This window comes from uncultured Bacteroides sp. (assembly GCF_905207245.1).
GTDB lineage: Bacteria > Bacteroidota > Bacteroidia > Bacteroidales > Bacteroidaceae > Bacteroides.
Map to the genome: position 1 here is coordinate 35,826 of NZ_CAJLKP010000031.1, position 26,183 is coordinate 62,008.

19 protein-coding genes are annotated in these 26,183 nt (G+C 46.1%); 14 read left to right on the forward strand and 5 right to left on the reverse strand.

Going from position 1 to position 26,183, the window contains the following annotated elements; all coding sequences use genetic code 11:
- Window positions 1-164 precede the first annotated feature (164 nt).
- The 4 genes from QZ135_RS11130 to QZ135_RS11145 all read left to right on the forward strand — a co-directional run bounded on the left by QZ135_RS11130 (window position 165) and on the right by QZ135_RS11145 (window position 7,351).
- Window positions 165-1,790: a CTP synthase gene (locus QZ135_RS11130; protein WP_294608970.1), complete on the forward strand. Its 1,626-nt coding sequence runs from the start codon at window positions 165-167 to the stop codon at window positions 1,788-1,790.
- Between the two features lie 55 nt (window positions 1,791-1,845).
- Window positions 1,846-3,696, forward strand: coding sequence for a membrane protein insertase YidC (gene yidC, locus QZ135_RS11135; RefSeq protein WP_294608971.1), 1,851 nt, complete (start codon window positions 1,846-1,848; stop codon window positions 3,694-3,696).
- Between the two features lie 174 nt (window positions 3,697-3,870).
- Complete coding sequence (locus QZ135_RS11140) at window positions 3,871-5,202, forward strand: MATE family efflux transporter (RefSeq protein WP_294608972.1); 1,332 nt, start codon at window positions 3,871-3,873, stop codon at window positions 5,200-5,202.
- Window positions 5,203-5,242: 40 nt separating this feature from the next.
- Complete coding sequence (locus QZ135_RS11145) at window positions 5,243-7,351, forward strand: S9 family peptidase (RefSeq protein WP_294608973.1); 2,109 nt, start codon at window positions 5,243-5,245, stop codon at window positions 7,349-7,351.
- 83 nt (window positions 7,352-7,434) lie between these two features.
- On the opposite strand, the gene lipB is transcribed toward QZ135_RS11145, so the two are convergent.
- Complete coding sequence (gene lipB / locus QZ135_RS11150) at window positions 7,435-8,097, reverse strand: lipoyl(octanoyl) transferase LipB (RefSeq protein WP_294608975.1); 663 nt, start codon at window positions 8,095-8,097, stop codon at window positions 7,435-7,437.
- A 62-nt stretch (window positions 8,098-8,159) separates the two neighbouring features.
- Here lipB and QZ135_RS11155 point away from each other — a divergent pair, with 62 nt between their 5' ends.
- Window positions 8,160-8,999 carry a helix-turn-helix domain-containing protein gene (locus QZ135_RS11155; RefSeq protein ID WP_294608976.1) on the forward strand — a complete coding sequence of 280 codons (840 nt, stop codon included), beginning with the start codon at window positions 8,160-8,162 and terminating at the stop codon, window positions 8,997-8,999.
- Here QZ135_RS11155 and QZ135_RS11160 read toward each other — a convergent pair.
- The 4 genes from QZ135_RS11160 to QZ135_RS11175 form a co-directional block, all read right to left on the reverse strand.
- The gene (locus QZ135_RS11160) at window positions 8,996-11,203 is read right to left on the reverse strand and encodes a heavy metal translocating P-type ATPase (protein WP_294608978.1); all 2,208 of its coding nucleotides are present in this window, start codon (window positions 11,201-11,203) and stop codon (window positions 8,996-8,998) included. The genes QZ135_RS11155 and QZ135_RS11160 overlap by 4 nt on opposite strands.
- Before the next feature lie 158 nt (window positions 11,204-11,361).
- A complete protein-coding gene (locus QZ135_RS11165) occupies window positions 11,362-11,673 on the reverse strand; it encodes a heavy-metal-associated domain-containing protein (RefSeq protein ID WP_294608980.1) in 312 nt (103 codons plus the stop codon).
- A 156-nt stretch (window positions 11,674-11,829) separates the two neighbouring features.
- A complete protein-coding gene (locus tag QZ135_RS11170; RefSeq protein WP_294608982.1) occupies window positions 11,830-14,046 on the reverse strand; it encodes a TonB-dependent receptor in 2,217 nt (738 codons plus the stop codon).
- Window positions 14,047-14,343: 297 nt separating this feature from the next.
- Window positions 14,344-14,751 carry a hypothetical protein gene (locus QZ135_RS11175; RefSeq protein WP_294608984.1) on the reverse strand — a complete coding sequence of 136 codons (408 nt, stop codon included), beginning with the start codon at window positions 14,749-14,751 and terminating at the stop codon, window positions 14,344-14,346.
- Between the two features lie 139 nt (window positions 14,752-14,890).
- Between QZ135_RS11175 and QZ135_RS11180 the strand changes: the two genes are divergently transcribed.
- The 9 genes from QZ135_RS11180 (at window position 14,891) to QZ135_RS11220 (ending at window position 25,660) form a co-directional block, all read left to right on the forward strand.
- Window positions 14,891-15,742, forward strand: coding sequence for a DUF3298 and DUF4163 domain-containing protein (locus tag QZ135_RS11180; RefSeq protein WP_294608986.1), 852 nt, complete (start codon window positions 14,891-14,893; stop codon window positions 15,740-15,742).
- Between the two features lie 88 nt (window positions 15,743-15,830).
- Window positions 15,831-16,451, forward strand: a complete 621-nt coding sequence (gene rsmG, locus QZ135_RS11185) for a 16S rRNA (guanine(527)-N(7))-methyltransferase RsmG (protein WP_294608988.1) — start codon at window positions 15,831-15,833, stop codon at window positions 16,449-16,451.
- A gap of 31 nt (window positions 16,452-16,482) precedes the next feature.
- On the forward strand, window positions 16,483-17,121 hold the full coding sequence (locus QZ135_RS11190; RefSeq protein ID WP_294608990.1) for an MBL fold metallo-hydrolase: 639 nt from the start codon (window positions 16,483-16,485) through the stop codon (window positions 17,119-17,121).
- A 21-nt stretch (window positions 17,122-17,142) separates the two neighbouring features.
- Entirely contained in the window at window positions 17,143-19,989 is a 2,847-nt protein-coding gene (gene gcvP / locus QZ135_RS11195; RefSeq protein WP_294608992.1) for an aminomethyl-transferring glycine dehydrogenase, read from the forward strand.
- Between the two features lie 370 nt (window positions 19,990-20,359).
- Complete coding sequence (locus QZ135_RS11200; RefSeq protein WP_294608995.1) at window positions 20,360-21,019, forward strand: hemolysin III family protein; 660 nt, start codon at window positions 20,360-20,362, stop codon at window positions 21,017-21,019.
- A gap of 108 nt (window positions 21,020-21,127) precedes the next feature.
- Complete coding sequence (locus tag QZ135_RS11205) at window positions 21,128-21,952, forward strand: ABC transporter ATP-binding protein (protein ID WP_294608997.1); 825 nt, start codon at window positions 21,128-21,130, stop codon at window positions 21,950-21,952.
- 9 nt (window positions 21,953-21,961) lie between these two features.
- The gene (locus QZ135_RS11210) at window positions 21,962-22,726 is read left to right on the forward strand and encodes a hypothetical protein (protein WP_294608999.1); all 765 of its coding nucleotides are present in this window, start codon (window positions 21,962-21,964) and stop codon (window positions 22,724-22,726) included.
- Between the two features lie 3 nt (window positions 22,727-22,729).
- Window positions 22,730-23,098 carry a GntR family transcriptional regulator gene (locus QZ135_RS11215; protein WP_294609001.1) on the forward strand — a complete coding sequence of 123 codons (369 nt, stop codon included), beginning with the start codon at window positions 22,730-22,732 and terminating at the stop codon, window positions 23,096-23,098.
- 231 nt (window positions 23,099-23,329) lie between these two features.
- Window positions 23,330-25,660 (forward strand): TonB-dependent receptor, encoded by a 2,331-nt coding sequence (locus tag QZ135_RS11220; RefSeq protein ID WP_294609003.1) that lies wholly within the window; start codon window positions 23,330-23,332, stop codon window positions 25,658-25,660.
- Window positions 25,661-26,183: the final 523 nt, after the last annotated feature.

Here is a 26,183-nt window from a genome sequence, read left to right on the forward strand (position 1 = left end):
TTTCACTGAAATCGAGTTTTTTTTAAGAATTGTTTCGCCGAAACTTGATATACTTCCTCTTTTTTTTGTAATTTTGCGCTTTTTAAGTCTCACGTGTAGACGGATAGATACACAAATGTGTACATCACACCAAACGAAACAATAATATTAAAAACAGTATAGCTGTGGGAGAAACAAAGTATATTTTCGTCACCGGTGGCGTTGCCTCATCATTAGGTAAAGGCATCATTTCGTCCTCCATCGGTAAATTGCTGCAAGCAAGAGGTTACAAAGTAACCATCCAAAAGTTTGACCCGTATATCAACATTGACCCGGGTACTCTGAATCCTTACGAACACGGAGAATGCTACGTGACCGTAGATGGCCATGAAGCTGACCTCGACTTAGGTCACTACGAACGTTTTCTGGGCATCCAGACCACCAAAGCCAATAACATCACGACCGGACGTATCTATAAAAGCGTTATCGACAAAGAACGCCGTGGTGACTATTTAGGAAAGACAATTCAGGTAATTCCTCACATCACGGACGAGATTAAACGAAACGTGAAGTTGCTGGGCAACAAATATAAATTCGATTTCGTGATTACAGAAATCGGCGGTACAGTGGGCGACATCGAGTCTTTGCCGTATCTGGAAAGTATCCGCCAGTTGAAATGGGAGCTGGGACGTGACGCTTTGTGCGTACACCTTACTTATGTACCCTACCTCGCAGCAGCCGGCGAATTGAAGACCAAACCAACTCAGCACTCCGTCAAGGAGCTGCAAAGCGCAGGTATCCAACCGGATGTATTGGTATTGCGTACAGAATACGAACTGAGCACCAACCTTCGCAAGAAAGTAGCTTTGTTCTGCAACGTAGATGAAAATGCAGTGGTACAGAGTATTGATGCCCCTACCATCTACGAAGTACCCATCCTGATGCAGGCTCAGAAACTGGATGAAACAATATTGAAGAAAATGGGACTGCCCGTAGGCGACACCCCGGGACTGGGTCCGTGGCGTGCTTTCCTTGAACGTCGTCATAAAGCAGAAGATACGGAACCTTTGCATATTGCTTTGGTTGGTAAATATGACTTGCAGGATGCTTACAAATCAATCCGTGAAGCCCTTTCACAGGCCGGCACCTACAATGACCGCAAAGTATCTGTAGACTATGTGAACAGCGAAAAGCTGACCGAAGATAACGTTGCAGAAGCACTGGAGGGAATGGCAGGTGTATTGATTGGCCCGGGATTCGGCGAACGTGGCATTGCCGGAAAGTTCGTTGCCATCAAATATGCGCGCACGCATGATATTCCTACTTTCGGTATTTGTCTGGGTATGCAGTGCATCGCTATTGAATTTGCACGCAACGTATTGGGATACGCCGATGCCGATTCACGTGAGATGAATGAAAAGACTCCTCATAATGTTATCGACATTATGGAAGAGCAAAAGTCCATTACCAACATGGGTGGAACCATGCGTCTGGGAGCTTACGAGTGTATTTTGCATAAAGGTAGCAAAGCCTATGAAGCATACGGAACAGAACACATCCAGGAACGTCATCGCCATCGCTATGAATTCAACAATCAGTATAAAGCGGAATACGAAGCTGCAGGCATGAAATGTGTAGGTATCAATCCAGAGTCCGACCTGGTGGAAATCGTAGAAATACCGAAACTGAAATGGTACGTTGGAACTCAGTTCCATCCGGAATACAGCAGTACAGTATTGAAACCTCATCCGTTGTTCGTAGCATTTATTAAAGCTGCCATCGAGAGTTTTGAGGAAAAAGCAAAAAAATAAGATTATTGCAATCCCGAAATAGTAAATTGTAAATAGATAAATTGTAAATAAATTCATGGATAAAAATACCATTACAGGTCTTGTTTTAATAGCCATTTTGTTAGTCGGCTTCAGTTTTCTGAGTCGCCCCAGCAAAGAGCAATTGGAGGCACAGCAACGTTATTACGATTCCATTGCGCTGGTACAGCAACGCGAAGAAGCACTGAAAGCCAAAGCGGACGCAGCATTGGCAAATGAGAAAGACGTGGAAACCGTGGACTCCACAGCACTCTTCTTCAATGCACGCCAGGGAGTGGATTCGCTGATTACCATCCAGAATAATCTGGCAGAGTTGACCCTCAGTACTAAAGGCGGTTCCATATTCTCCGCTGTATTGAAAGAGTACATGGAACAGGACAAGAAAACTCCTGTAACTCTATTCACCGGAAACGATGTTTCCATGAATTTCCTTTTCTATAATAAGAAGGAAACGATACAGACAAAAGACTATTACTTCAGCACTGTACACCGTACGGACAGCACCGTAACGATGCGTTTGGCGGCCGACAGTGCAAGTTATATAGACTTCAAATATGCATTGCATCCCAACACTTACCTGGTGGACTTCAGCATCGAAGCTAAAGGTATGACAGATAAGCTGGCAGCAAGCAATAACTACGTCGACATCGAATGGGCACAACGTGCCCGTCAGATTGAGAAAGGTTATGTATACGAGAACCGTTTGTCTGAATTGACCTACAAGTTTTTAGGAAATGGCACAGACTATCTGTCAGCCAACAAGGATGACGAAAAAGAAGTGCCGGAACGCCTTGACTGGATTGCTTTCAAGAATCAATTCTTCTCCTCGGTATTCATAGCAGATGCCGACTTCGAGAAAACGAAGTTAGTTTCTAAAATGGAACGCGAAGGAAGCGGATATATCAAGGATTACTCGGCTGAAATGAGTACGACTTTCGACCCGACTGGTCAGAAAGCAACGCAAATGTTCTTCTACTTCGGCCCGAACCATTACAAGACGCTGACTGCACTTGATAAAGGACGCGAGGAAAAATGGGAATTGAACCGTCTGGTTTATCTGGGTTGGCCGTTGATTCGCTGGGTCAATAAATGGTTCACCATCAACATCTTCGACTGGTTGTCCGGCTGGGGACTGAGCATGGGTATCGTATTACTGCTGATGACCTTGATTGTGAAAGCAGTCGTATTCCCCGCTACCTGGAAAACTTATATCTCTTCCGCCAAGATGCGTGTGTTGAAACCGAAAATAGACGAGATTAACAAGAAATATCCCAAGCAGGAAGATGCGATGAAGAAACAGCAGGAAGTAATGGGACTGTACAGCCAGTACGGTGTGAGTCCAATGGGTGGATGTTTGCCGATGCTGGTGCAATTCCCGGTTCTGATTGCATTGTTCATGTTCGTGCCGAGTGCTATCGAGTTACGCCAACAAAGTTTCTTGTGGGCTGACGACCTCTCTACGTACGATGCTTTCATCAACTTCCCGTTCAACATTCCGTTCCTGGGTAGTCACCTCAGTTTGTTCTGCTTACTGATGACGATTGTGAACGTATTGAACTCCAAGTTCATGATGCAGCAACAAGACACCGGTGCCAACCCGCAAATGGCAGCAATGAAGTGGATGACGTATCTCATGCCGATCATGATGTTGTTCATCTTGAACAGTTATCCTTCGGGTTTGAACTATTACTACTTCATATCGACGTTAATCAGCGTAGTGACCACAATCATCCTGCGAAAGACGACGAATGAAGAGAAACTTCTCGCCCAACTCGAAGCAAGAAAGAAGGACCCGAAGAAAGCTAAGAAAACCGGCTTTGCCGCCCGCCTGGAGGCAATGCAGAAGCAACAGGAACAGTTGTTGAAAGAGAGACAGAATAAGAGGTGAGTTGACAAGGGAACGAGTTAACAAAATACAAGGGCTGCACTGTACTCTATATGAATAGTGCAGCCCTTTTTTTCTCCTATTGGGAAAAAAAATTCTCCTATTGGAGAAAATTAAACGCTCATTTATACCACTTTATTTTCAAATATTACTAAGTAACGGAAAGAAAAGAAGAAAATGAAAACAAAATACACCAACAAACAGATATGGATGATAGCCTATCCCATCCTCATCAGCCTGCTAATGGAGCAAATGATAGGTATGACAGACACCGCTTTCCTGGGACGGGTAGGCGAAGTGGAACTGGGAGCATCTGCCATTGCAGGTGTCTTCTACATGGTAATATTCATGGCAGCTTTCGGTTTCAGCATCGGAGCACAGATACTCATTGCACGGCGCAACGGCGAACACCAGTACAAGGAAATCGGAAACCTGTTCTATCAGGGTATTTATTTCCAGGTGGGATTGGCGGCAGTCATGTTCTTTCTCTCCTACTTCCTCTCTCCGTTGATTTTGAAGCGTATTGTAGCTTCGGAACACATTTACGAAGCCGCCATCAGTTACCTGAACTGGCGCGTATTCGGCGCGTTCTTCTCATTCAGCGCAGTCATGTTCCGTGCCTTCTTCCTGGGCACTACACAGACGAAGACATTGACATTGAACTCCGTAGTGATGGTGTTAAGCAACGTAGTCTTCAACTACATACTGATATTCGGTAAATTCGGTTTTCCGGCTCTTGGCATTGCCGGAGCAGCTATCGGCTCGTCTCTTGCCGAACTGGTTTCACTGGTATTCTTCATCCTCTATACTCGCAGCCGCATTGACTGCCGCAAGTATGGACTGGATCGCATACCTAAATTCTGCCATGAGGTACTGAAACGCATATTGAACGTCTCCTTCTGGACAATGATACAAAATGTCGTCTCCTTGTCCACCTGGTTTCTGTTCTTTCTCTATGTGGAACATCTGGGAGAACGGTCGCTGGCTGTTACAAACATTGTCCGGAGTGTATCCGGCATATTGTTCATGGTGATGATGGCATTTGCCTCCACTTGCGGCTCACTGGTCAGCAACCTGATTGGTGCCGGTGAGAAGGATTGCGTAGCGGGCACCATCCGGCAGCATATACGCATTGCCTATATATTCGTATTGCCGTTGGCATTGTTCTTCTCGCTCTTCCCTAAACTGATATTGGGTATCTATACGGATATGCCTGATTTACAGGATGCAGCGGTACATTCGCTATGGGTGATGTGCTCAGCCTACTTACTGCTTGTGCCTGCCAATGTATATTTCCAGTCAGTATCGGGAACGGGTAACACGCGTACGGCATTGGTAATGGAATTGGCGACACTGGTTGTTTACGTAGCCTATATCACATACATCATTCTTTACTTACGCCTGGATGTAGCTCTGTGCTGGACGTCAGAAATGGTTTATTCCTTCTTTATCTTAATATTTTGCTGGTGGTATATTAAGCGGGGACGATGGCAAGAGAAACGCATATAATTTGTATATTTGCTGCAAATAACCGTAACGAACAACATATATGAAACAAGTAAACTTATTGCTTATGTCAGCAGCTATGACATTGGCTGCCTGCGGCGGGACAAAAGACGCAGGGCAAGCCGGAGCACCGCTTATCGAGCGGTCGGACATCAAGATTGAAGGCAAGCGCATGACTCCCGAAGCTCTCTGGGCCATGGGACGCATCGGCGGTGTTGCCGTGTCGCCCGACGAAAAACAAATCGCTTACACGGTGGCTTACTACAGCGTGCCGGAAAACAAGAGTAACCGCGAGGTTTTCGTGATGAACACAGATGGAACAGATAACAAGCAAATCACCCGTACCCCGTGGCAGGAAAATGAAGTGACCTGGATAAAGGGTGGCACCAAACTGGCATTCCTCTCTAACGAGAGCGGCAGCAGCCAGTTGTGGGAAATGAACCCTGACGGCAGCGGACGCAAGCAGTTGACGCAATATGATGGTGACCTCGAAGGTTATTCTTTCTCTCCCGATGGCAAGAAATTACTTTTCATCGCCCAGGTGCAAACCAAACAAAGCACCGCAGAGAAATATCCCGACCTGCCGAAAGCAACGGGCATCATTGTCACCGACCTGATGTATAAACATTGGGATGAATGGGTGACCGGCGCCCCGCATCCTTTTGTGGCCGATTTTGATGGAAACGGCATCAGCAATATAAAGGATATACTGGAAGGCGAACCTTATGAAAGTCCGATGAGACCTTGGGGCGGTATCGAACAACTGGCATGGAGCCCTGCAGGAGACAAAGTGGCTTATACCTGCCGCAAGAAGACTGGGTTGGCTTATGCCATATCCACCAACTCGGATATTTATATCTATGATCTTGCCACCGGGAAAACAGAGAATATCACCGAAGAGAACAAAGGTTACGACACCAATCCGCAATATTCTCCCGACGGCAAATACATTGCCTGGCAAAGCATGGAACGTGACGGATATGAAGCCGACCTGAACCGCCTCTTCATCATGAACCTGGAGACAGGCGAGAAACGTTTCGTCAGCAAAGCATTCGAATCGAATGTAGATGGTTTCCTTTGGAACAAGGATTCCAAGAGCATCTACTTCATCGGCGTATGGCATGGTGAAACACAGATTTACAACATCGATCTGGCAGCCAATGATAAGGTTACGCAACTGACGGACGGCATGTATGATTATGCTTCGCTCGCCCTTGCGGGTAATAAGATTATCGCTTTACGCCACTCCATGAGTATGGGTGATGAAATCTATGCTGTAGCTGCTACCCGTAACAGTGATGCTTTTGCCGAGGCAAAACAACTGACCTTTGAAAACAAACAGATTTACGATCAACTGGAAATGGGTAAAGTTGAAGCTCGTTGGATGAAAACTACAGACGGCAAACAGATGCTGACATGGGTAATCTATCCGCCACAGTTTGACCCGAACAAGAAGTATCCTACCCTCCTGTTCTGCGAAGGTGGTCCGCAAAGTCCCGTCAGCCAATTCTGGAGCTATCGCTGGAACTTCCAGATTATGGCGGCAAACGATTATATTATCGTAGCTCCCAATCGTCGCGGTCTGCCGGGCTTCGGTGTGGAATGGAATGAAGCCATTAGTGGAGATTATGGTGGTCAGTGCATGAAAGACTACTTCACAGCGATTGATGAAATGGCAAAAGAACCGTTTGTAGATAACGACCGCCTCGGTTGTGTAGGTGCCAGCTTCGGCGGCTTCTCCGTTTACTGGCTTGCCGGACATCATGACAAACGTTTCAAGGCGTTCATCGCTCACGACGGCATCTTCAATATGGAAATGCAATATCTGGAAACAGAAGAGAAGTGGTTTGCCAACTGGGATATGGGCGGTGCATACTGGGAAAAACAAAATCCGGTGGCACAACGCACATTTGCCAACTCTCCGCATCAGTTCGTAGATAAATGGGATACACCTATTCTCTGCATCCACGGTGAAAAGGACTACCGCATCCTTGCCAACCAAGCTATGGCAGCATTTGATGCCGCAGTAATGCGTGGCGTTCCTGCCGAGTTGCTGATTTATCCGGATGAAAACCACTGGGTATTGAGGCCACAGAATGGCATTCTGTGGCAGCGCACATTCTTTGAATGGCTGGACAAATGGCTGAAATAAAACAGATGGTCTGTTAACCTCAAACAGACCGTCTATCTGATACAAACAGACCATCTATTTCACATAAATAGATGGTCTGTTTTTTATTTCCGGAGCAAGTCTTTTAATTCTACACATAAATGCTCTTTTACTTCACTGAGCAGTATTTCCCTTTTCAGTTCCTGTTGCAGTGAAGTCACTCCCTTATCCACAAATCCGCAAGGATTAATATAGCTGAAATACCTCAAATCAGTATTCACATTTAGCGCCAGCCCGTGCATGGTGACGAAGTGGCTGCTACGCACGCCGATAGCACAAATCTTTCGGGCACGCGGCGTATCGCCTTCCAACCAGACACCTGTGGCTTTCTCCAATCTTCCGGCAGTAATACCATAGGAAGCACAAACGCGGATAACAGCTTCTTCGAGCAAATGAACATATTCTTTCAATCCCAGAGAAAATTCTTCGAGATTCAAGATAGGATAACACACCAATTGCCCCGGACCATGATAAGTTATATCTCCGCCCCGGTCTATATGATAGAGTGTAGCCCCTATCCGCTGAAGTTGTTCTTCACCCAGCAACATGTTTCCTTCTTTTCCGCTACGCCCCAAGGTGTAGACATGCGGATGTTCGCACAAAATGATATGATTCTCATACTCCTCTCCCGCCTGCTTGGCATGGATAAGAGCATCAAAACACTCCGTTTGCCGGGTCCACGCTTCGGCATACGGAATGATATTCCAGTCTGTTATATTCAGTTTCATGAGGGCAAAGTTAAGATTTTAGGGATAAAATCGTATATTTGCCGACAGCAAAATGAATAAAGATGAAACATAACTTCCCACAAGTAGATTTGCCGGTCGAAATGCTGGCATGGAGAGACGTTACAGAAGATATTCTGAACCTCTATCGCCAGTCATGCCGATTGAAGGCTTGTATATTTGCACTTTGCACAGAAGGAACGATCAAAGTAACCATCAACCTGATGGAACATGAAATAAAAAAGAACGATTTGGTTATTCTGATGCCGGGTACTATTATACAGCTCAACGAGCAAAAAGAAAAGGTACGATTCTGCTTTGTTGGTTTCTCTTCTCATTGTGTCAATGGCATTAATCTGCTGCAAGCCACTATGGGATCATTTTCCAAGATATGGGAAAACCCTATTGTCAGCGTCAGCGATTTAGTGGCCTCCTATTTCGTGGATTATTTTGCATTGCTGACACGTATATCCATCTCCCACCCAACTGCCACCAGTACAGCAATGGCGCAAAGTGTGCTTCACAGCATTCTGCTTGGGATAAACACCCTCTATGCCCGCCATCCTCAAAGCATTCTTGCCAAGAGCCGTAAAGAAGAGATTTGCCAAAAGTTCGTGCAACTGGTTATTGAGAATTATATGACCGAGCGGCGTGCCCAATTCTATGCCGACAAACTGGGGATTTCATTGCAGCATCTCAGCACCACCGTAAAGCAAGTGACAGGAAGAAATGTGCTCGATATCATTTCGCATGTAGTAATCATTGACGTCAAAGCACGGTTAAAGTCTACAGATATGACTATCCAGGAGATAGCCTATTCACTGAACTTCCCCAGCGCCTCTTTCTTCGGAAAGTATTTCAAGAGGCACATGGGGATGAGTCCGTTGGAATATAGAAATAGTTAGTATCTCAAGCGAAGACTATTCAACACCACTGATACGCTGGAGAATGCCATGGCAGCACTTGCCAGCATGGGGTTCAGCAACAATCCGTTGATGGGATAAAGCAATCCGGCAGCGATAGGAATACCTATCAGGTTGTAGATGAATGCCCAGAACAAATTCTGACGAATCAGCTTTACCGTTTGACGGGAGAGGTTGAATGCTTTCGGCAACAACAGCAAATCCGAAGTCATAAGAGTGACCATCGCCACATCCATCGCAATATCCGTTCCTTTACCCATGGCAATGCTGACATCGGCACAAGCCAAAGCCTGCGAGTCGTTGATACCGTCACCTACCATAGCAACCGTTTTTCTCTGAAGCTGGAGCTGGCGGACAAATTCTTCTTTATCGTCCGGCAAGGCATCGGCAATATACTGGATGTTGCCTAATCGTGCAGCAACTGCTGAAGCCGTACGCTCGCCGTCTCCCGTCAGCATACACACCTCAATACCTTGATTACGGAGTTCGCGGACAGCCTCAACGGAAGTTGCCTTTATCTGGTCTTTGATGGCAACAATCGCAAGAAGTTCATTCTCACGTCCGAAGTAAACGATACTGCAGCCATCGGACTCGTATTGAGCCAACATTTCGCCTAATACATCGGTAAGGGTGGCATGATAATCCTTCAAAAGTTTATGGCTGCCTGCCCAGTACTCAGTATGCTGATAAGATACTTTGATGCCTTTTCCGGTAATGCTTTGAAAACCATCAAAAGTAGCGGGAACGATTTGTTCCCCCTCTTGCAAGGCGGTGACAATGGCACCAGCCAACGGATGCTCGGATTTAAGTTCGGCTGCCAGAAGCACATCTTTATAATGTTCTTCCTGCGGCTGTGCCCAAAGCCAACCGGTAACAGTGGGATGGCCTTCGGTCAATGTACCGGTTTTATCCAATACAACCACATTCACCTTCCGCATCTGTTCCAGCGCAACAGCATCTTTTATCAGGATATGATGGTCGGCAGCTTTACCGATGCCTACCATTAAGGCAGTAGGGGTAGCTAATCCCAATGCACAGGGACAGGCAATCACCAGCACGGAAACGGCCGACAACATAGCATGAGAAAGCATATCTACACCGCCAAAGAACATCCAGATAAAGAATGTCAGGACGGATAAACCTAATACGACAGGAACAAAGATTCCTGTTACCTTGTCCACAATGCGCTGCACAGGCGCCTTGCTACCTTGCGCTTCCTGCACCATGCGAATGATACGCGCCAGCACCGTTTCCCCGCCTACTTTCTCGGCACGGATAATGAACGAACCTTTCTGGTTGATGGTTCCCGCCAATACGTGTGAACCAATCTTCTTTTCTACCGGAATAGGTTCGCCGCTAATCATGCTTTCATCCACATAAGAGTCACCTTCGGTCAGGAAACCATCCACGGGGATTTGCTCGCCGGGGCGGACGCTGACAAAGTCGTTTATGTTCAGTTGTTCCAAAGGAATATCCTGTTCCTTACCATCACGCACTACACGGGCTATCTTGGGCTGCAAACCCATCAGCTTACGAATGGCAGTAGAAGTATTCCCTTTGGCACGCTCTTCCATCAATTTACCTGTCAGGACAAAGGCGATGATGACAACAGCAGCTTCGTAATAGACATGAGGTTCCAACCCACGGCTATACCAGAAATCGGGGAAGAAAGTATTAAAGACACTGAACAGAAAGGCGATGGATGTACTTAGTGCAACCAGTGTATCCATATTGCTGCGTCCCAGACGTGCTTGTTTCCAGGCACCGGTATAGAACGGCGTACCGAACAACACCAGTACAGGGATAGCCAGCACCATCTGTATCTCGTTGGAATAAGGCATATGCATAAAGACCATGGAAAGCAGCAACAGGGGAACAGCAAATATCCACGCTCCTATCACGCGCGCTTTCAGGTGTCGATAGCGTTTATGTTGTTCTTCCTCCTGGCGTTCTTCGGCATGCTCTTCCTCAATGATGAGGTCATAGCCCGCAGACAGCACGGCAGCACGGATTTCTCCGGGTGTCAGCTTATCCGTCTCATAAGAGACAGACAGTGTGTTGGAAGCAAAGTTGACCGAGGCATCCGTAACACCCACCAACTTGCGAACTGTCTTTTCTACATTATTGGCGCATCCTGCACAGTGCATATTCAGCACAGGAAACGTCTGTTTTTTTATATTACCCATATATATATTGTTTTTTAGAAGTTCCGAAAAAACAGAACACAAATTACACGAATCACACAAATGCAGGTTTCGCTACAAGCGCGAAGGAGATTCGTATAATTCGCGTAATTTGTGTTCTACCCAGTGTTATAAACAATCTCTACAGGTCGTTTGTTCGATTACTTCTTGTCCTCTTGCTTCGTCTCCTTCACAAATTCGGCTTCGTAGTTGAACTTCTTGAAACCATCTTTCAGTTTGTCTACATTTGTCTTTTCAGCATCGTATGTGATGGAAACTGTTTTCGTTTTCAAGTCTGTAGAGAATTCTTTTACTCCTTTCTCAAATTTAATGTTGTTCTTCACTTTCTTTTCGCAATTCTCACAGTGCATCTGAGAAACCTTGAAGACAGCGGTACGGATGTCTTTCGCCATTACTGCCGTTACACTCAATAAAGCTACTACAAGGGCAGCCATCATTCTCTTTGTTTTCATAAATACCTCCTTATTTATTGGTTAATAATATTTTAAGCTACGAGCTACAAGCTACAAGCTACGAGTGGCTACGCTATATACTAGGAACGAATAATTTTCGCCCGGCTATCACACCGAAAGGTACTTGTCACTCGTAGCTTGTAGCTCGTAGCTAGACTAGTTTCTTGCCAAGTTGAATCTCAACCCTATATACGCTTTCGCCCCATGCATCGGCCCCCACACCATAGTGGCATCAAAGTTTTCTCCCCACGGATTGGAAGCATCTATTATCGGATTTTTCTGTTTAAAGTTCGTCAGGTTCTCACCTCCTACATAAACAGACCAGCGACGGAAATAGCGCGTCACCTGCGCACTCAATTGTTGGAAACTACCATAGCGCCGTTCCCATGAAAGGCTTCCGTCCGCCAGTTCATAAGGTTCAGGCATCCGTCCACCACCATTCAACTGTAAAGTAGCATCAAATTGCCACAAACCCAGAGGAGTCTGATAAGAAGCAGTCAACAAGCCTTTATACTTACCAGTAAGTGGCTTCTCCATTAATTTACCATTATAGGTAGTTTTTGCATCCGTCAGACGGTAAGCCGCCGTCAGAGTGAAGCCTTTGAACAATGGATAATTGGCTTCTACCTGAAACACCTGCGAATAGGAACGCCCGTCCAGATTATAGAAAGCCACTTCATGCGGATTACTATCCATATCCACAACTACCTGTTTCAGGAAATCCGTATAATAGTACTCTGCATTCACATTCAGCGTCTTACCAAAAACCGGAATGTAAGTCGATACACTTGCTCCATAGTTCCATGCTTCTTCCTGGTCCAGATGGGAAGCAATCTTCACCTTACGGCTACTTGCCAAAAGATAATTGTTCTCTGCCAATACATGCGTATTACGGTATCCCTTACCGGCAGACACGCGGAAGTGCACATACTCATTCGGATTATACTTGACGTGCGCACGCGGTGTAACGAAGAAACCGTACTCACTGCTATAATCTCCGCGAAGTCCCCCCATCAGCATCAGTTTATCATTCAGATTGAAGGTGTACTGAACGTATGCGCCCGGAACGGATTCCTTAACAAACTTCTTCGTTAGCCCATCTTCCACCTGATTTGTCAACCGATAATGCTGGTCGTAACCATCATAATTGAAACTCAATCCGGTAGAAAGACTGTGCTGCTTACTGAACTCCGTTTCAAAAAGCAACGAAGCATAAAAGTTGCTTTGGTCCACATCATACAGTTTACGCCCGTAAGTGGCATCCTGATTATGCAACGTTCCTTGTAGAATCAAGGCAAGATTCGTGTTTTTTTCCTTATTGAATATATAGGCATTCTTGGTAAACGCTTCGTAACGATTCGTCTTGATACCTATCTCATAAAGGTCGTGAGACGGAGCTTGTCCGTGTGCAGTCTGACCGCTATTACGCGTTTCCTGCAATACTTTCACACCAGCCTGGAATACATAGTTATCTCCCATATATGCCCAGCGATTCCAGAAATTATACTGTTCCACACGTGGAATGTCAACAAAACCATCATCATTAGAGTCGTGAGATTTCGTCTCATTCTCATAGTGAGCCAACAACGAAGTACTCCATCGTTTCGACAATTTCACCGTAGCATCCGCATTCGCTTCATAACGGTTTGTGCTGCTGGCAAAGAGATTTGCCGACACCCAGTCCGCTTCCGGCAATTGTGGTTTCTTGAACTCGACATTGATTTGTCCGGTTATAGACTCATACCCGTTCTTTACGGACGAGCTACCTTTGCTGACCTGTATGCTCTGCATCCACGGTCCGGGCACATAACCCAATCCATAAGGAGAAGCAGCCCCCCGAAAGTTCGGAATGTTTTCGGTCATCATCTGCACATACGTACCGGAGAGTCCCAATAATTTAATCTGCTTGGCACCCGTGGCCGCATCCGAGTAGCTGACGTCTACGGAAGGATTCGTAACGAAGCTCTCTCCCAGATTACAGCAAGCTGCACGCGTCAGTTCGGCACTGCTAATCATATCTTCATTCATCACACTGGTACGCAATTTCATCGTACCCAGTTTACGGGATACGATATTCACTTCATTCAATTCCACTCCCTCACGAATCACAATATCGAGGTGCTGATTCGCTTTATCCACATGTATCGTGTCATTTTCAAAACCGATAAAGCTAACTACGAGCATGTGGCTGCGGGCAGGCTTATGGATGGAGAAATTGCCATCTTCGTTGGTAGTTACTCCATCAGTGGTATTCATCCAAAAGATATTGGCTCCCGGAATAGGTTCACCAGCAGCATCTTTTACAACACCTGTTACCTGAGCCTGTATAAATTGAAAAGTGAAAAGAAATACTAATAAAAATATATGTTTCATATATCTGAATTCATTAATTAGAGGGTACAAAAATAGGATATATGCTGTGCAACAAGGTTGCAAGACTATCCAGCTATCAATTAAAAAGAGACCGGACAAAGAAAATCTCTATTCCGTCCGTACAATCTCCGTAGCGGCTCCATAGTATCTCCGTAGCTTGTCCGTACCTCGTCCGTATCATCTCCGTACTCTTAGATACGGACAAACTACGGAGCAGGTACGGACCGGATACGGCTCAAATATACCTTTGGATGGAACCGGGCAAGAAGGGAAACACTTCTTGCACGCCAATCGATTTTAAATAATGAGAACAGAATATAAAGCCAGATACTGCCTCGAACTGTCGGGATGCGGAGGTACGGCATATGACACCTCTTTCAATTCACCCGTAGGCAAGGAGCATTGGAAATCCGGCAATGCCTCGCAGAAAAGCTGGATGACAGGTACGGTTATTACAGGGCTTTCGCACGAGTATTTCACCAAGTCTACCTTATAAAAGGTAGCCGTACAGCCTTCGTCTTTGCAAGATTTTTCCGGTTTATGAGAAGATTTATGAGATTTATGGCATTTGGCACAACCATGAGTGCAACATACCTGCGCCGTCTCGCAACCGGCACAACAATAGTGGACAATAGAAACTCCCGCCCCCGCATAGATAACTGTCAGGGACAGTAAAACTGCCAATATGTAACGAAGTCTCTTCATATCCAATGCAAAGATAGGCAGATAAAAGCATTCATGCCTATTATTTTTTCATTTTTTATATGTTCTATTCGTTAATATGTTCTATATTTGTCGATAGCGAATCGAAAGAGAAATGTTGAATTTAACGAAGAAAGTCCAAATGAAAAAGCAATATGTCAGCCTACTTGTCATTCTACTTGCGGCAAGTGGCTTTTTATTTTCTTGCGGTAACACCGTGAACAAAAACGCAGGCGCGTTGGAGTTCGATAGTATACAGGTAAACGAAGTCGGACACCTTTTTGGAGATACCGCAAAGCCCGGTTGTAACATCACCATCAACTTTGCATACGCCAGCAAGTCGACCGATGAAAAATTGAAAGATAGTCTGAACACTTATTTCCTCTCTGCTTGTTTCGGCGATAAGTACATGACGCTGAAGCCCAAAGAAGCTGTGAAACTCTACAAGGAAACTTACATCAAAGATTACCTCAAAGATCTGGAACCGATGTATGCCAAGGATGAAGCGGAAAAAGAAGATTCCGCCTCCATACTTGCGTGGTATTCTTATTATAAAGGTATCGAAAGCCACGTACAGTTCTATAAGAAACATTTGCTGGTTTATCGCATCGATTATAATGAGTTCACCGGAGGCGCACATGGCATTTATATGTCCACCTTCCTCAATATGGATTTGCGCACGCTGAGTCCCGTACGCCTGGATGATATTTTTGTAGGGGAATATAAAGAAGCGCTCACCGATTTATTGTGGAACCAACTTATGGCAGACAATAAAGTTGCGACACGCCAGGAAGTAGAGGAAATGGGTTACACAAGTACCGGTGACCTGGAACCTACAGAAAACTTTTATCTCGATGACAAAGGCATCACTTTCTATTATAATATCTACGAAATCGCTCCCTACGTAATGGGGCCGGTAGAAATCACCTTACCTTATGAGATTATGTCGCACCTGCTGAGCGATGAAAAAGGGGTGTTAATTATGAATTATTAATTATTAATCCTATGCAGATTCATAATTCCGGCTCGCAATTAATAATTAAATATTTAATAGTTTGTATTTAATTTAATATTTAAATAAAATGGAAATCATTCTGAAGTATTTCCCAGACCTCACAGAGGCGCAGAAGCAGCAATTCGCATCCCTCTATGACCTCTATACGGACTGGAATGCAAAAATAAACGTTATATCCCGTAAAGACATCGAAAACCTGTACGAACACCACGTGCTTCATTCATTGGGCATAGCCAAAATCATTAGCTTCAAGCCCGGCACCCGCATTATGGACTTGGGCACAGGCGGTGGCTTTCCGGGCATTCCCCTTGCTATCTTATTTCCCGAAGTGAAGTTTCACCTCGTTGACAGCATCGGCAAAAAAGTACGCGTAGCCACGGAAGTTGCAAACAGTATAGGACTGAAAAACGTTACCTTCCGCCACGCACGGGCTGAGGAAGAGAAACAATTATTCGATTTTGTCGTGAGCCGTGCCGTAATGCCACTCGCGGATTTGCTGAAAATCATCCGCAAAAACATTGCCCCTGAACAGCACAATGCTTTGCCCAACGGACTGATTTGCCTGAAAGGTGGTGAACTGGCAAACGAAGCTATGCCTTTCAAGCACAAAACCATGATGTACGACCTGAAAGATTACTTCCACGAAGAATTCTTTGAAACAAAAAAAGTGGTCTACGCGGTACCCTGATTGCAAAAGTAATGACTAACATATACCTATCATGAAAATAAAAAGGTTTGAGTTTAATATGTTCCCTGTGAACTGTTATGTTCTGTGGGACGACACCCTTGAAGCCGCCGTGATAGATCCCGGCTGCTTTTATGAGGAGGAAAAACAAGCGTTGAAGAATTTCATTATAAAGAATGGACTGAACGTGAAACACCTCCTCAACACACATCTGCATCTGGACCACATCTTCGGAAACGCTTATATGGTCAAGGAATTCGGATTGCCGGTGGAAGCTAACAAGGCAGATGAATTCTGGATTGACGAAGCTCCGAAGCAAAGCCGCATGTTCGGTTTCCAATGGAACGAAATACCGGCGCCAATAGGGCAATACCTGCACGACGGAGACATCATCACCTTTGGTAACACAACACTTGAAGCCATCCACGTGCCGGGACACTCACCGGGCAGCCTGGTTTATTATTCTGCCAAAGACCATTGTATGTTCTCCGGCGATGTACTCTTTCAGGGAAGTATCGGACGTGCTGACCTCACCGGTGGCAATTTTGACGAACTGAAAGAGCATATTTGCAGCCGCCTGTTCATTCTGCCCAACGAGACGATTGTCTATCCTGGACATGGTGCACCGACTACCATCGGCATTGAAAAGGCAGAAAACCCATTCTTCAGATAAACTTAAAAAACAGATACTATCATGAAAAGCGACCTATTAGCTTGCCGCCATATCGGCATCAGCGAGAAAGATGAAGAAAAGATGCTCCACAAAATAGGAGTCAGCAGTCTGGATGAGTTGATAGACAGAACCATCCCTGCAAATATTCGTCTGAAAGAACCGTTGGCATTGCCCGAACCAATGACAGAATATGAATTCGGACAGCACATCACCCGATTGGCTTGCAAAAACAAACTTTACACTACGTACATCGGCCTCGGCTGGTACAACACCATCACCCCCGCCGTTATTCAACGGAACGTATTCGAGAATCCGGTATGGTATACCTCATATACCCCCTATCAGACAGAAGTTTCGCAAGGACGCCTCGAAGCGTTGATGAACTTCCAGACGGCCGTCTGCGACCTGACGGGTATGCCCCTTGCCAACTGCTCACTGCTGGATGAAGCGACGGCTGCGGCCGAAGCCGTCTCCATGATGTATGCCTTGCGTCCGCGCGATATGCAGAAGTCCGGTGCAAACGTTGTGTTTGTGGACGAGAAAATCTTCCCGCAGACATTGGCAGTAATGACTACGCGTGCCCTTCCGCAGGGTATCCAGATACGCACAGGAAAATATTCCGAAATGGAATTCACTCCGGACATCTTTGCCTGCGTACTGCAATATCCCAATGCAAGCGGAAATGTGGAAGATTACCGTAGCTTTGTGGAGAAAGCGCACGCAGCAAACTGTAAAGTAGCTGTTGCTGCCGACATCCTGAGTCTAGCCTTACTCACCCCTCCGGGAGAATGGGGAGCCGATATCGTATTCGGAACCACCCAGCGTCTCGGTACGCCGATGTTCTACGGCGGTCCGTCTGCCGGGTACTTCGCCACCCGCGATGAATACAAACGTAATATGCCGGGACGCATCATTGGCTGGTCGAAAGATAAATATGGAAAGCTCTGTTACCGCATGGCACTGCAAACCCGCGAACAGCATATCAAACGGGAAAAAGCAACTTCAAACATCTGTACCGCACAGGCTTTACTGGCTACAATGGCAGGTTTCTATGCCGTATATCACGGACCGGAAGGTATCCACAGCATTGCAGAGCGCATCCACAGCATCGCTGCATATCTGGAGAAGACCATTAATAAACTGGGGTACAAGCAAGTGAATGCCCAGTACTTCGATACTCTGCGTTTCGCATTGCCCGATACCGTTTCGGCACAACAGATACGTACCATCGCCCTGAGTAAAGAAGTCAACCTGCGCTATTTCCATAATGGAGATGTAGGTATGAGTATCGACGAAACAACAGATGTATCTGCTGCCAACGTCCTGCTTTCCATTTTTGCCATTGCCGCCGGTAAAGACTGGACAAAGACAGAAGATATTCCCGTTAGCAGCACTATCAGCAAGGCTTTGGAGCGCCGTAGTTCCTATCTGACACACGAGGTCTTCAATAAATACCATACGGAAACGGAGATGATGCGTTACATCAAGCGTCTCGACCGTATGGACATCTCCCTCGCCCACTCCATGATTTCCCTTGGTTCCTGTACCATGAAACTGAATGCTGCGGCAGAAATGCTCCCCCTCAGCCGTCCGGAATTTATGTGCATGCATCCGCTTGTTCCCGAGGATCAGGCAGAGGGGTATCGTGAATTGATAAACAATCTTAGCGAAGAACTGAAAGTCATCACAGGCTTTGCAGGTGTCAGTCTGCAACCGAACTCCGGTGCAGCAGGTGAATATACAGGACTACGAGTTATCCGCGCTTATCTGGAAAACATCGGTCAGGGGCACCGCAACAAAGTGTTGATTCCTGCTTCCGCCCACGGCACCAATCCCGCATCTGCCATCCAGGCAGGTTTCACTACCGTAACTTGTGCTTGCGATGCACAGGGCAATGTGGATATGGATGACCTTCGTGCCAAGGCGGAAGAAAACAAAGACGACCTTGCCGCACTGATGATTACCTATCCTTCCACGCACGGCATTTTTGAGACTGAAATCGTAGAAATCTGCCGTATCATCCATGATTGCGGAGCACAGGTATATATGGACGGTGCCAATATGAATGCCCAGGTTGGCCTGACGAATCCCGGCTTTATCGGTGCGGACGTTTGCCACCTGAACCTGCATAAGACATTCGCTTCGCCTCATGGCGGTGGTGGTCCGGGGGTAGGTCCTATCTGCGTTGCGGAACATCTGGTTCCGTTCCTGCCGGGACATCCGCTTTTCGGTAATCCTGCCAATACGGTGTCTGCCGCTCCGTTCGGTAGTGCGGGTATTCTGCCTATCACTTACGGATATATCCGTATGATGGGTACGGAAGGATTGACACGTGCTACCAAAATCGCTATTCTCAGCGCTAATTACCTGGCAGCCTGTCTGAAAGATACGTATGGTATCGTATATCGGGGCGCAACCGGTTTTGTGGGTCATGAAATGATATTGGAATGCCGCAAGGTACACGAAGAGACGGGTATCAGCGAAAACGATATCGCCAAACGACTGATGGACTATGGTTATCATGCTCCTACCCTTTCCTTCCCCGTTCACGGCACGCTTATGATAGAGCCTACGGAAAGCGAAAGCCTTGCCGAACTGGATAACTTCGTGAACGTGATGTTGACCATCTGGGGGGAAATCCAGGAAGTGAAAGAAGGAAAAGCGGATAAGGAAGATAACGTTCTGATAAATGCCCCGCATCCCGAATATGAGGTAGTTGCCAATAACTGGGAACACAGCTATACAAGGGAAAAGGCAGCTTATCCGATAGAAAGTGTACGCGAAAACAAGTTCTGGATAAATGTGGCACGTGTGGATAACACGCTGGGCGACCGTAAGTTGTTGCCGACGTGCTACGGATGTTTCTAAATTGCATTTCCCCATAATAATACAGATAACCCGTATTCAATAAATAGAGTGTTTCAATTCCCCTCGTCCGATGGATGAGGGGAATTGAAACACTCTATTTTGTTTTTAAGGCAACTATTGCTCTCACCCTCTTTCGATATAACTGTAATCCTTTCTCTTGTTGACATTACTCCTATAATACTTGATATTGCCGGACAACAACTTTCCGTCCGCTTCCTTTGTTCTTTCGGAAAGAATAAAGTACTTTTGCAATGTTGCGCAACAAAAGCAGTGTCGAGTGATAAAGATAACGCCTCATATTGAAGCAATAACACACAGAGAATGATATGAAAGAGATAAAAAGGGAAGTATAACCATCGCACTTTTATAAATGAGCATCATCCGGAAAAAGAAACAAAACGGACTTTTCTACACGAAAACCGAAGAGAGAATAAATACCCTCTCGCATGCCGCAGGCATCCTGATGGGAGTCGTTGTCGGCACGATATTTCTCGTAAAAAGCTATCAGAGTGGAAACTTCTGGGCTGTATTCGGCATCTGGCTCTATCTCTTCGGCATGCTCGGTTCTTACGTTGCCTCCACCCTCTACCATGCACTGAAATACCATAATCCCTGGAAGAAACGGTTGCGGAACTGGGACCATGCGGCTATCTATTGGCATATTGCGGGCAGTTACTCGCCCGTTACATTGATAGCACTACGGGGTGAAGGTGCCTGGGGATGGGGATTATTCGGTTTTGTCTGGTTATGTGCCATTATCGGCACCATCGTGAGTTTCCGCAAAATGGAGGAACATAGCAATGTAGAGACAATCTGCTTCATCGTTATGGGGCTGTCCGTACTGGTTGCCTTCAAACCTCTATATGCCGTTGCCGCAGGAACGTGCTACTGGATGATCGGTGAAGGCATCTGTTACATCACCGGAGCAGTGTTTTACTCTTTCCGGCAACGCTATATGCATTCTGTATTTCATTTCTTTGTACTGGGAGGTTCGGTGTGCCACATGATGGCGGTATGGCTGATTCTATAGTTGCTACCAACTGCTAAAATATATTAATAATCCTCCCCCTTCCTTGCTTTTCTCCTCCGCTTCGTTTACGTTTGCAGTGTTGTACATCAGTGCAACACTTAAGAAACTATGATAAAGATAGAAAACGTCAGCTACGGCTACAAGTCTAACCGTCCTATTTTCAATGATATATCTTTGGAAATAGGCAACGGAATATACGGACTTCTGGGAGAGAACGGTGTAGGTAAAACCACACTGATACATCTCCTTTGCGGACTACTTTTTCCCTGGAAAGGAGAATGCAGCATTGATGGAATGAATCCGGCAAAAAGAGCACCCGCCTTATTGAGCCGCTACTTCTTTCTGCCCGAAGAAATGCAGATGCCTTCCGAAAGCATTTCCGCTTTTGCCACACGGCATTCTGCTTTCTATCCTCACTTCAACCACAAAGAGTTTGAACAGAATCTTGAAGAACTGAAGATTGACAGGAAACAGAAGTTATCCGCAGTTTCCTATGGTCAGCAGAAAAAGGCGATGCTGGCGTATGCCTTTGCACTGCATACCCCGCTCCTGATACTCGACGAGCCTACAAACGGGCTGGACATCACATCCCGACAAGCTCTGAAACGTATCATCAGCCGCAGCATAGATGATGACAGTACGCTCCTCATCTCCACTCACCAGGCACACGACTTCGAGAACCTGCTGGATCACCTCATTATCCTCGGCGAAGGCGAAATCTTGCTGAACCGTTCGTTGGACGAAATCAGCCAGCGCCTCCTCTTTGTCCGGACAGACAGTCTGCCCGAAGACAGCATTTACAGTGAACAGGAATTACCCGGATATTTCTCCGTATTGCCTAATGAGGAGGAAGAAGAAAATACACCGGATATAGAACTGCTGTACAAGGCAATGTTGCAAGTGCCGGAAAAGATAAAATCAATGTTCAAATAAACAAAGAATATGAATGCAACCTTCAACCTGAAACGTTTCTTCCTGCTGGAACAGTATAAGAAACAGGAAACCGGCAAACACTTGCTATGGAGTGCCGGCATTGTGCTGGGCATTTGTCTTCTCTGCATGATGTATGACATCAACAAAGGCTCAAGCTATTACATCGAACATACACAGGCTTTCTCTCTCAGCCGCTACGTGCTATGGTTTTTGTGTATTGCCCCCTGTCTGTTGGAGATAAATATCACCAAACAAACCTCCACACTATACTTGTTGATGCCCGCTTCCGTTTTTGAGAAGTTCCTGCACTTGTGGATGAAATATATACTTATAATCCCGTTATTCTGCATCTTACTGATAGCAGTTCTTAAAGGAATATTCAATCTATCAGGAATCGATTATCTGCAATATTTCGGAAGCCAGATAGAACCTTATATCATTCAAAAAGACCAGATGCTGACATACAGTCTGTTACAAGGTATATTCTTTATCGGATGCATAGCCTTCAAACGCCAGAAGCTGATAAGCTCCTTCATCGTGTTATGCCTCTGCCTCAGTGCCCTGCTAAGTATTGGCGCATTTACATACTTATGCAGCCCTGCTGACACCAAAGGCTACTGGTTATCCAATATCATAGCCTATCCTATATATAACTTTCCGATGAGCAGTACGGGAGAAGCCGTCATTGCCTTTTGCAATTACGCCACCCCAGCTTTGTTCACCATCGGCACATGGATATCGAGTTACTTCCTGCTCAAAGAAAAACAACTGTAAGCTATGGACTTCAAGACCAACAAACCGATATACCAACAGATTGTAGACTTCTGTTTCAGCAAGATACTCACCCGTGAGTGGACGGCGGGCGAACGAATAGTCTCGGTCAGGGAGCTTTCCACGCAGCTTGCCGTGAACTCGCGCACCGTGCTGAAAGCCTACGAATACCTGCAAGCGGAGAACATCATCTATCCCGAACGGGGCATGGGCTTCTATCTTTCAAAGGATGCCATGAAGAAAGTAATGAAGATACAGAAGAAAGAATTCTTTGAAAACCAGCTTGCCGACCTGTTCAACGTCATGGACCTGCTCGGCATCAGCATAGATGAAATAACAGAACGATATAATAAACTTAAAAACAGCAGTTCATGAAGAGATACGCAAAGACAGCATTATGGATTACCTTCGGACTCCTCTTCGTACTCATCATAGTCAAAGTTTTTACTCTGATGTACGAACTGAATTCCGCCGTACAATCCTAACTTTCGCCGTTTCAACGAAGAAAGTATAAACAATTGAAATACAACATATAAAATCTTCCCCAATGGGGAGGAGTGAAATCTGTATCCCTAATTAATCAGTAACCTACTAATAGAAACAAATATGAAAACAAAACTATTTTTACTACTGTTTATCCTCTGTGTACTCAGTGCGAAGGCACAGAACTTCTCCGTCAAAGGACGCGTCACAGACGCTTCGCAAGAGGCAATTACAGCCGCCAACGTATCACTATGGACCACAGACTCCACCCTGGTGACCGGAGTAACTTCGAATGCACAAGGCAAGTTCACTCTCCATAAAATCAAGGCAGGCAGTTACCGTCTCGCCATTACTTTTATCGGCTATCAGAGTGAAGTCATCCTGCTGAAACTGAATAACAATCTCGACTTGGGCGACATACAATTGCAGGAAGATGCTGTAAGTCTGGGCGAGGTAACCGTATCTGCCAGCAACGTGCTTCAACGGGTGGACCGTCAGATTATCCTGCCCACCGAAAGCCAACTGAAACGCTCGTTCGGTGCCTACGACCTGCTGAACAACCTTGGCATCGCCCGCCTGCAAGTGGATAACTTCACCAACAGCATGAGTGTCAGCGGCGGTGGAGCCGTGCAAACCCGAATCAACGGTATCAAGGTGACGGACAAGGAAATTGCCGCCATCAGAGCCAAAGACGTGCTACGCGTGGAGTTCATTGAAGACCCCGGCAAACAATACGGCGACGACGAACTGGGCGCTGTGGTAAACATCATCCTGCGTCGCCGCGAAACGGGTGGTGTGGTGAACTTCCAGCTTTCCGACTCGCCCCATACCTTGTGGGGAGAGAATTTCCTGAGCGCGAAGTTCAACTACAAGAACTCTGAGTGGGGCATCGATTACTTCAACAAAAACGGTAAGTATCACAGCCGCCTCGAATCTCACGAAACCTTTTATCTGGGCGACCGCACCATCGACCGTATCAAGGAAGGCATGGAAAACGAATCCCCTGCACTCAGTTTCATCAACAACCTGAACCTGACGTACAATCTGACGAAAGCGGACAAGTATGTCTTCAACGCCATCTTCCGCAATAACCTAAACAACGCTCCTTACCAGAACGAGCTGAACCGGATGTGGGCAGTGGGCAGCACGGAGTCTATCTATTCATACGTCAATAACCACACATCCAGCTATTCTCCGGCACTCGACCTTTACTTCCAGCATACCCTACCCCATCAGCAAAGCATCCAGGTGAATGTGACGGGAACGCTTATCCACACCAAGAACCACCGTAAATATAAGGAGTACAAGGACAAGCATGCACCGTTGGCGGATATTCAGACACTGGTGGATGGTGACAAACGCTCTGTCATCGGTGAGGCCATTTACGAAAAGAACTTCAAGGATGTGAAGTTGAGCGGCGGTGTCCGCCACTATCAGATGAGGACGGAAAATGAGTACAAAGGTTCCAACCCCACTACTTCGAAAATGGACCAGTCGCAGACATCGGCTTTCCTGGAGGTGCAGGGCAAGGTGAAGGACTTCAGTTATGCGGGTAGTGTGGGCATGACGCGCGCCTGGTTCAAGGAAAGCGACGAAGACCATGCTTACTATACTTTCACGCCTACCGTGCGATTGAGTTACAATTTGAAGAAAGCGGGCTTCCTGCGCTACCGGTTCAATATCAGTCCCGCCATACCGTCGCTTGGTTCGTTGACGGATGTGGAGCAGGCTATAGATACGATACAGATAGTTCGTGGTAATCCGTTGCTGAAAACGTATCAGCAGTTCACGAACTCTCTGTCTTACAGTTATTCGAAGAAGCAGTTCAATGCCAATCTGAGCGTGCGCCACCAGTACTACGACAGTCCCATCATGGAAAGTATCTTCGTTGAGGACGGGAAACTGATATTGAAAGATGAGAACCAACGGTCGTTCCAAAGCCTGAATGCGGAACTGATGATTGGCACCAATGGCGCAACACTGTTCGGACTGAAAGATTTCCTGACGCTTTATGCTTCGGGAGGATATACCCGCAGTTGGTCGGAGGGGTTGGAATACAGTCACACGTACGATGAGTTTTATTATAGTGTGATGGCGCAACTGCAATACAAAGGATTCTCATTGCTCGGGCAGTTCCGGAAGGTGCAGAACAACTTCTTCGGCGAAACTATCAAGAAGAATGAAAACCAGACGGCATTTATGGCAATGTATGCCAAGCAGAACTTTCAGGCCGGAATTGGTGTTCTGTTTCCTTTCACCAATAATTATAAGGTGGGAAAAGAACGTATCAGTGAAGTGGCTCCCTTCCGTTCGGAGACGTTTGTGAGAGAGACGGGACAAATGATTGTGCTGCGCGTAGGTTATACGTTTGAGTTTGGCCGCAAGCACAAAGCCGGAAACAAGGGATTGAACAATAGCGATACGGACAATGGCATCATTGATATGCAGAGATAAATGAAGTAAATTCTTATCGGAATATGAATTTATTTCAACCCGCTTTGTGAAAAGAGGGAGCCCACAGGGCGAGACGGCGGAATTATACGAAATTGCTTCATGTATAATTCATTAATTACCTGAGTGCCGCCTCCCCTGCGGGTATTTTTTTATTCGGGATGACGTTTAAGGAAAGAAGAAATGACATTTTCCGGCAAGAGCGATTCGCTATATTGACAATGAACTGGCATAAAGAAAAGTCTTTTCTACTTTGTTACAACTTTTCCCTACATCACCTCTTATCCGGCAGTTATTCTCCCCTGTCATCCCCTATTGGCTATGCATTTTCGTATTATCGTTTAATGCTTCACAAAGGCTTCTTTAATCCTCTAAGGAATAAGCAATTGCAGTGTCCAAATGGTAGGAAACCGGCGTTCCCATTAAGGGGAACGCGAGTTTCCATAAGGGGAAACTGCCGTTCCCAGCAGCAGAAACGAATCTAAATTATAGGAAGTGTACTGTACTGGATTTAGTTGACAACTTC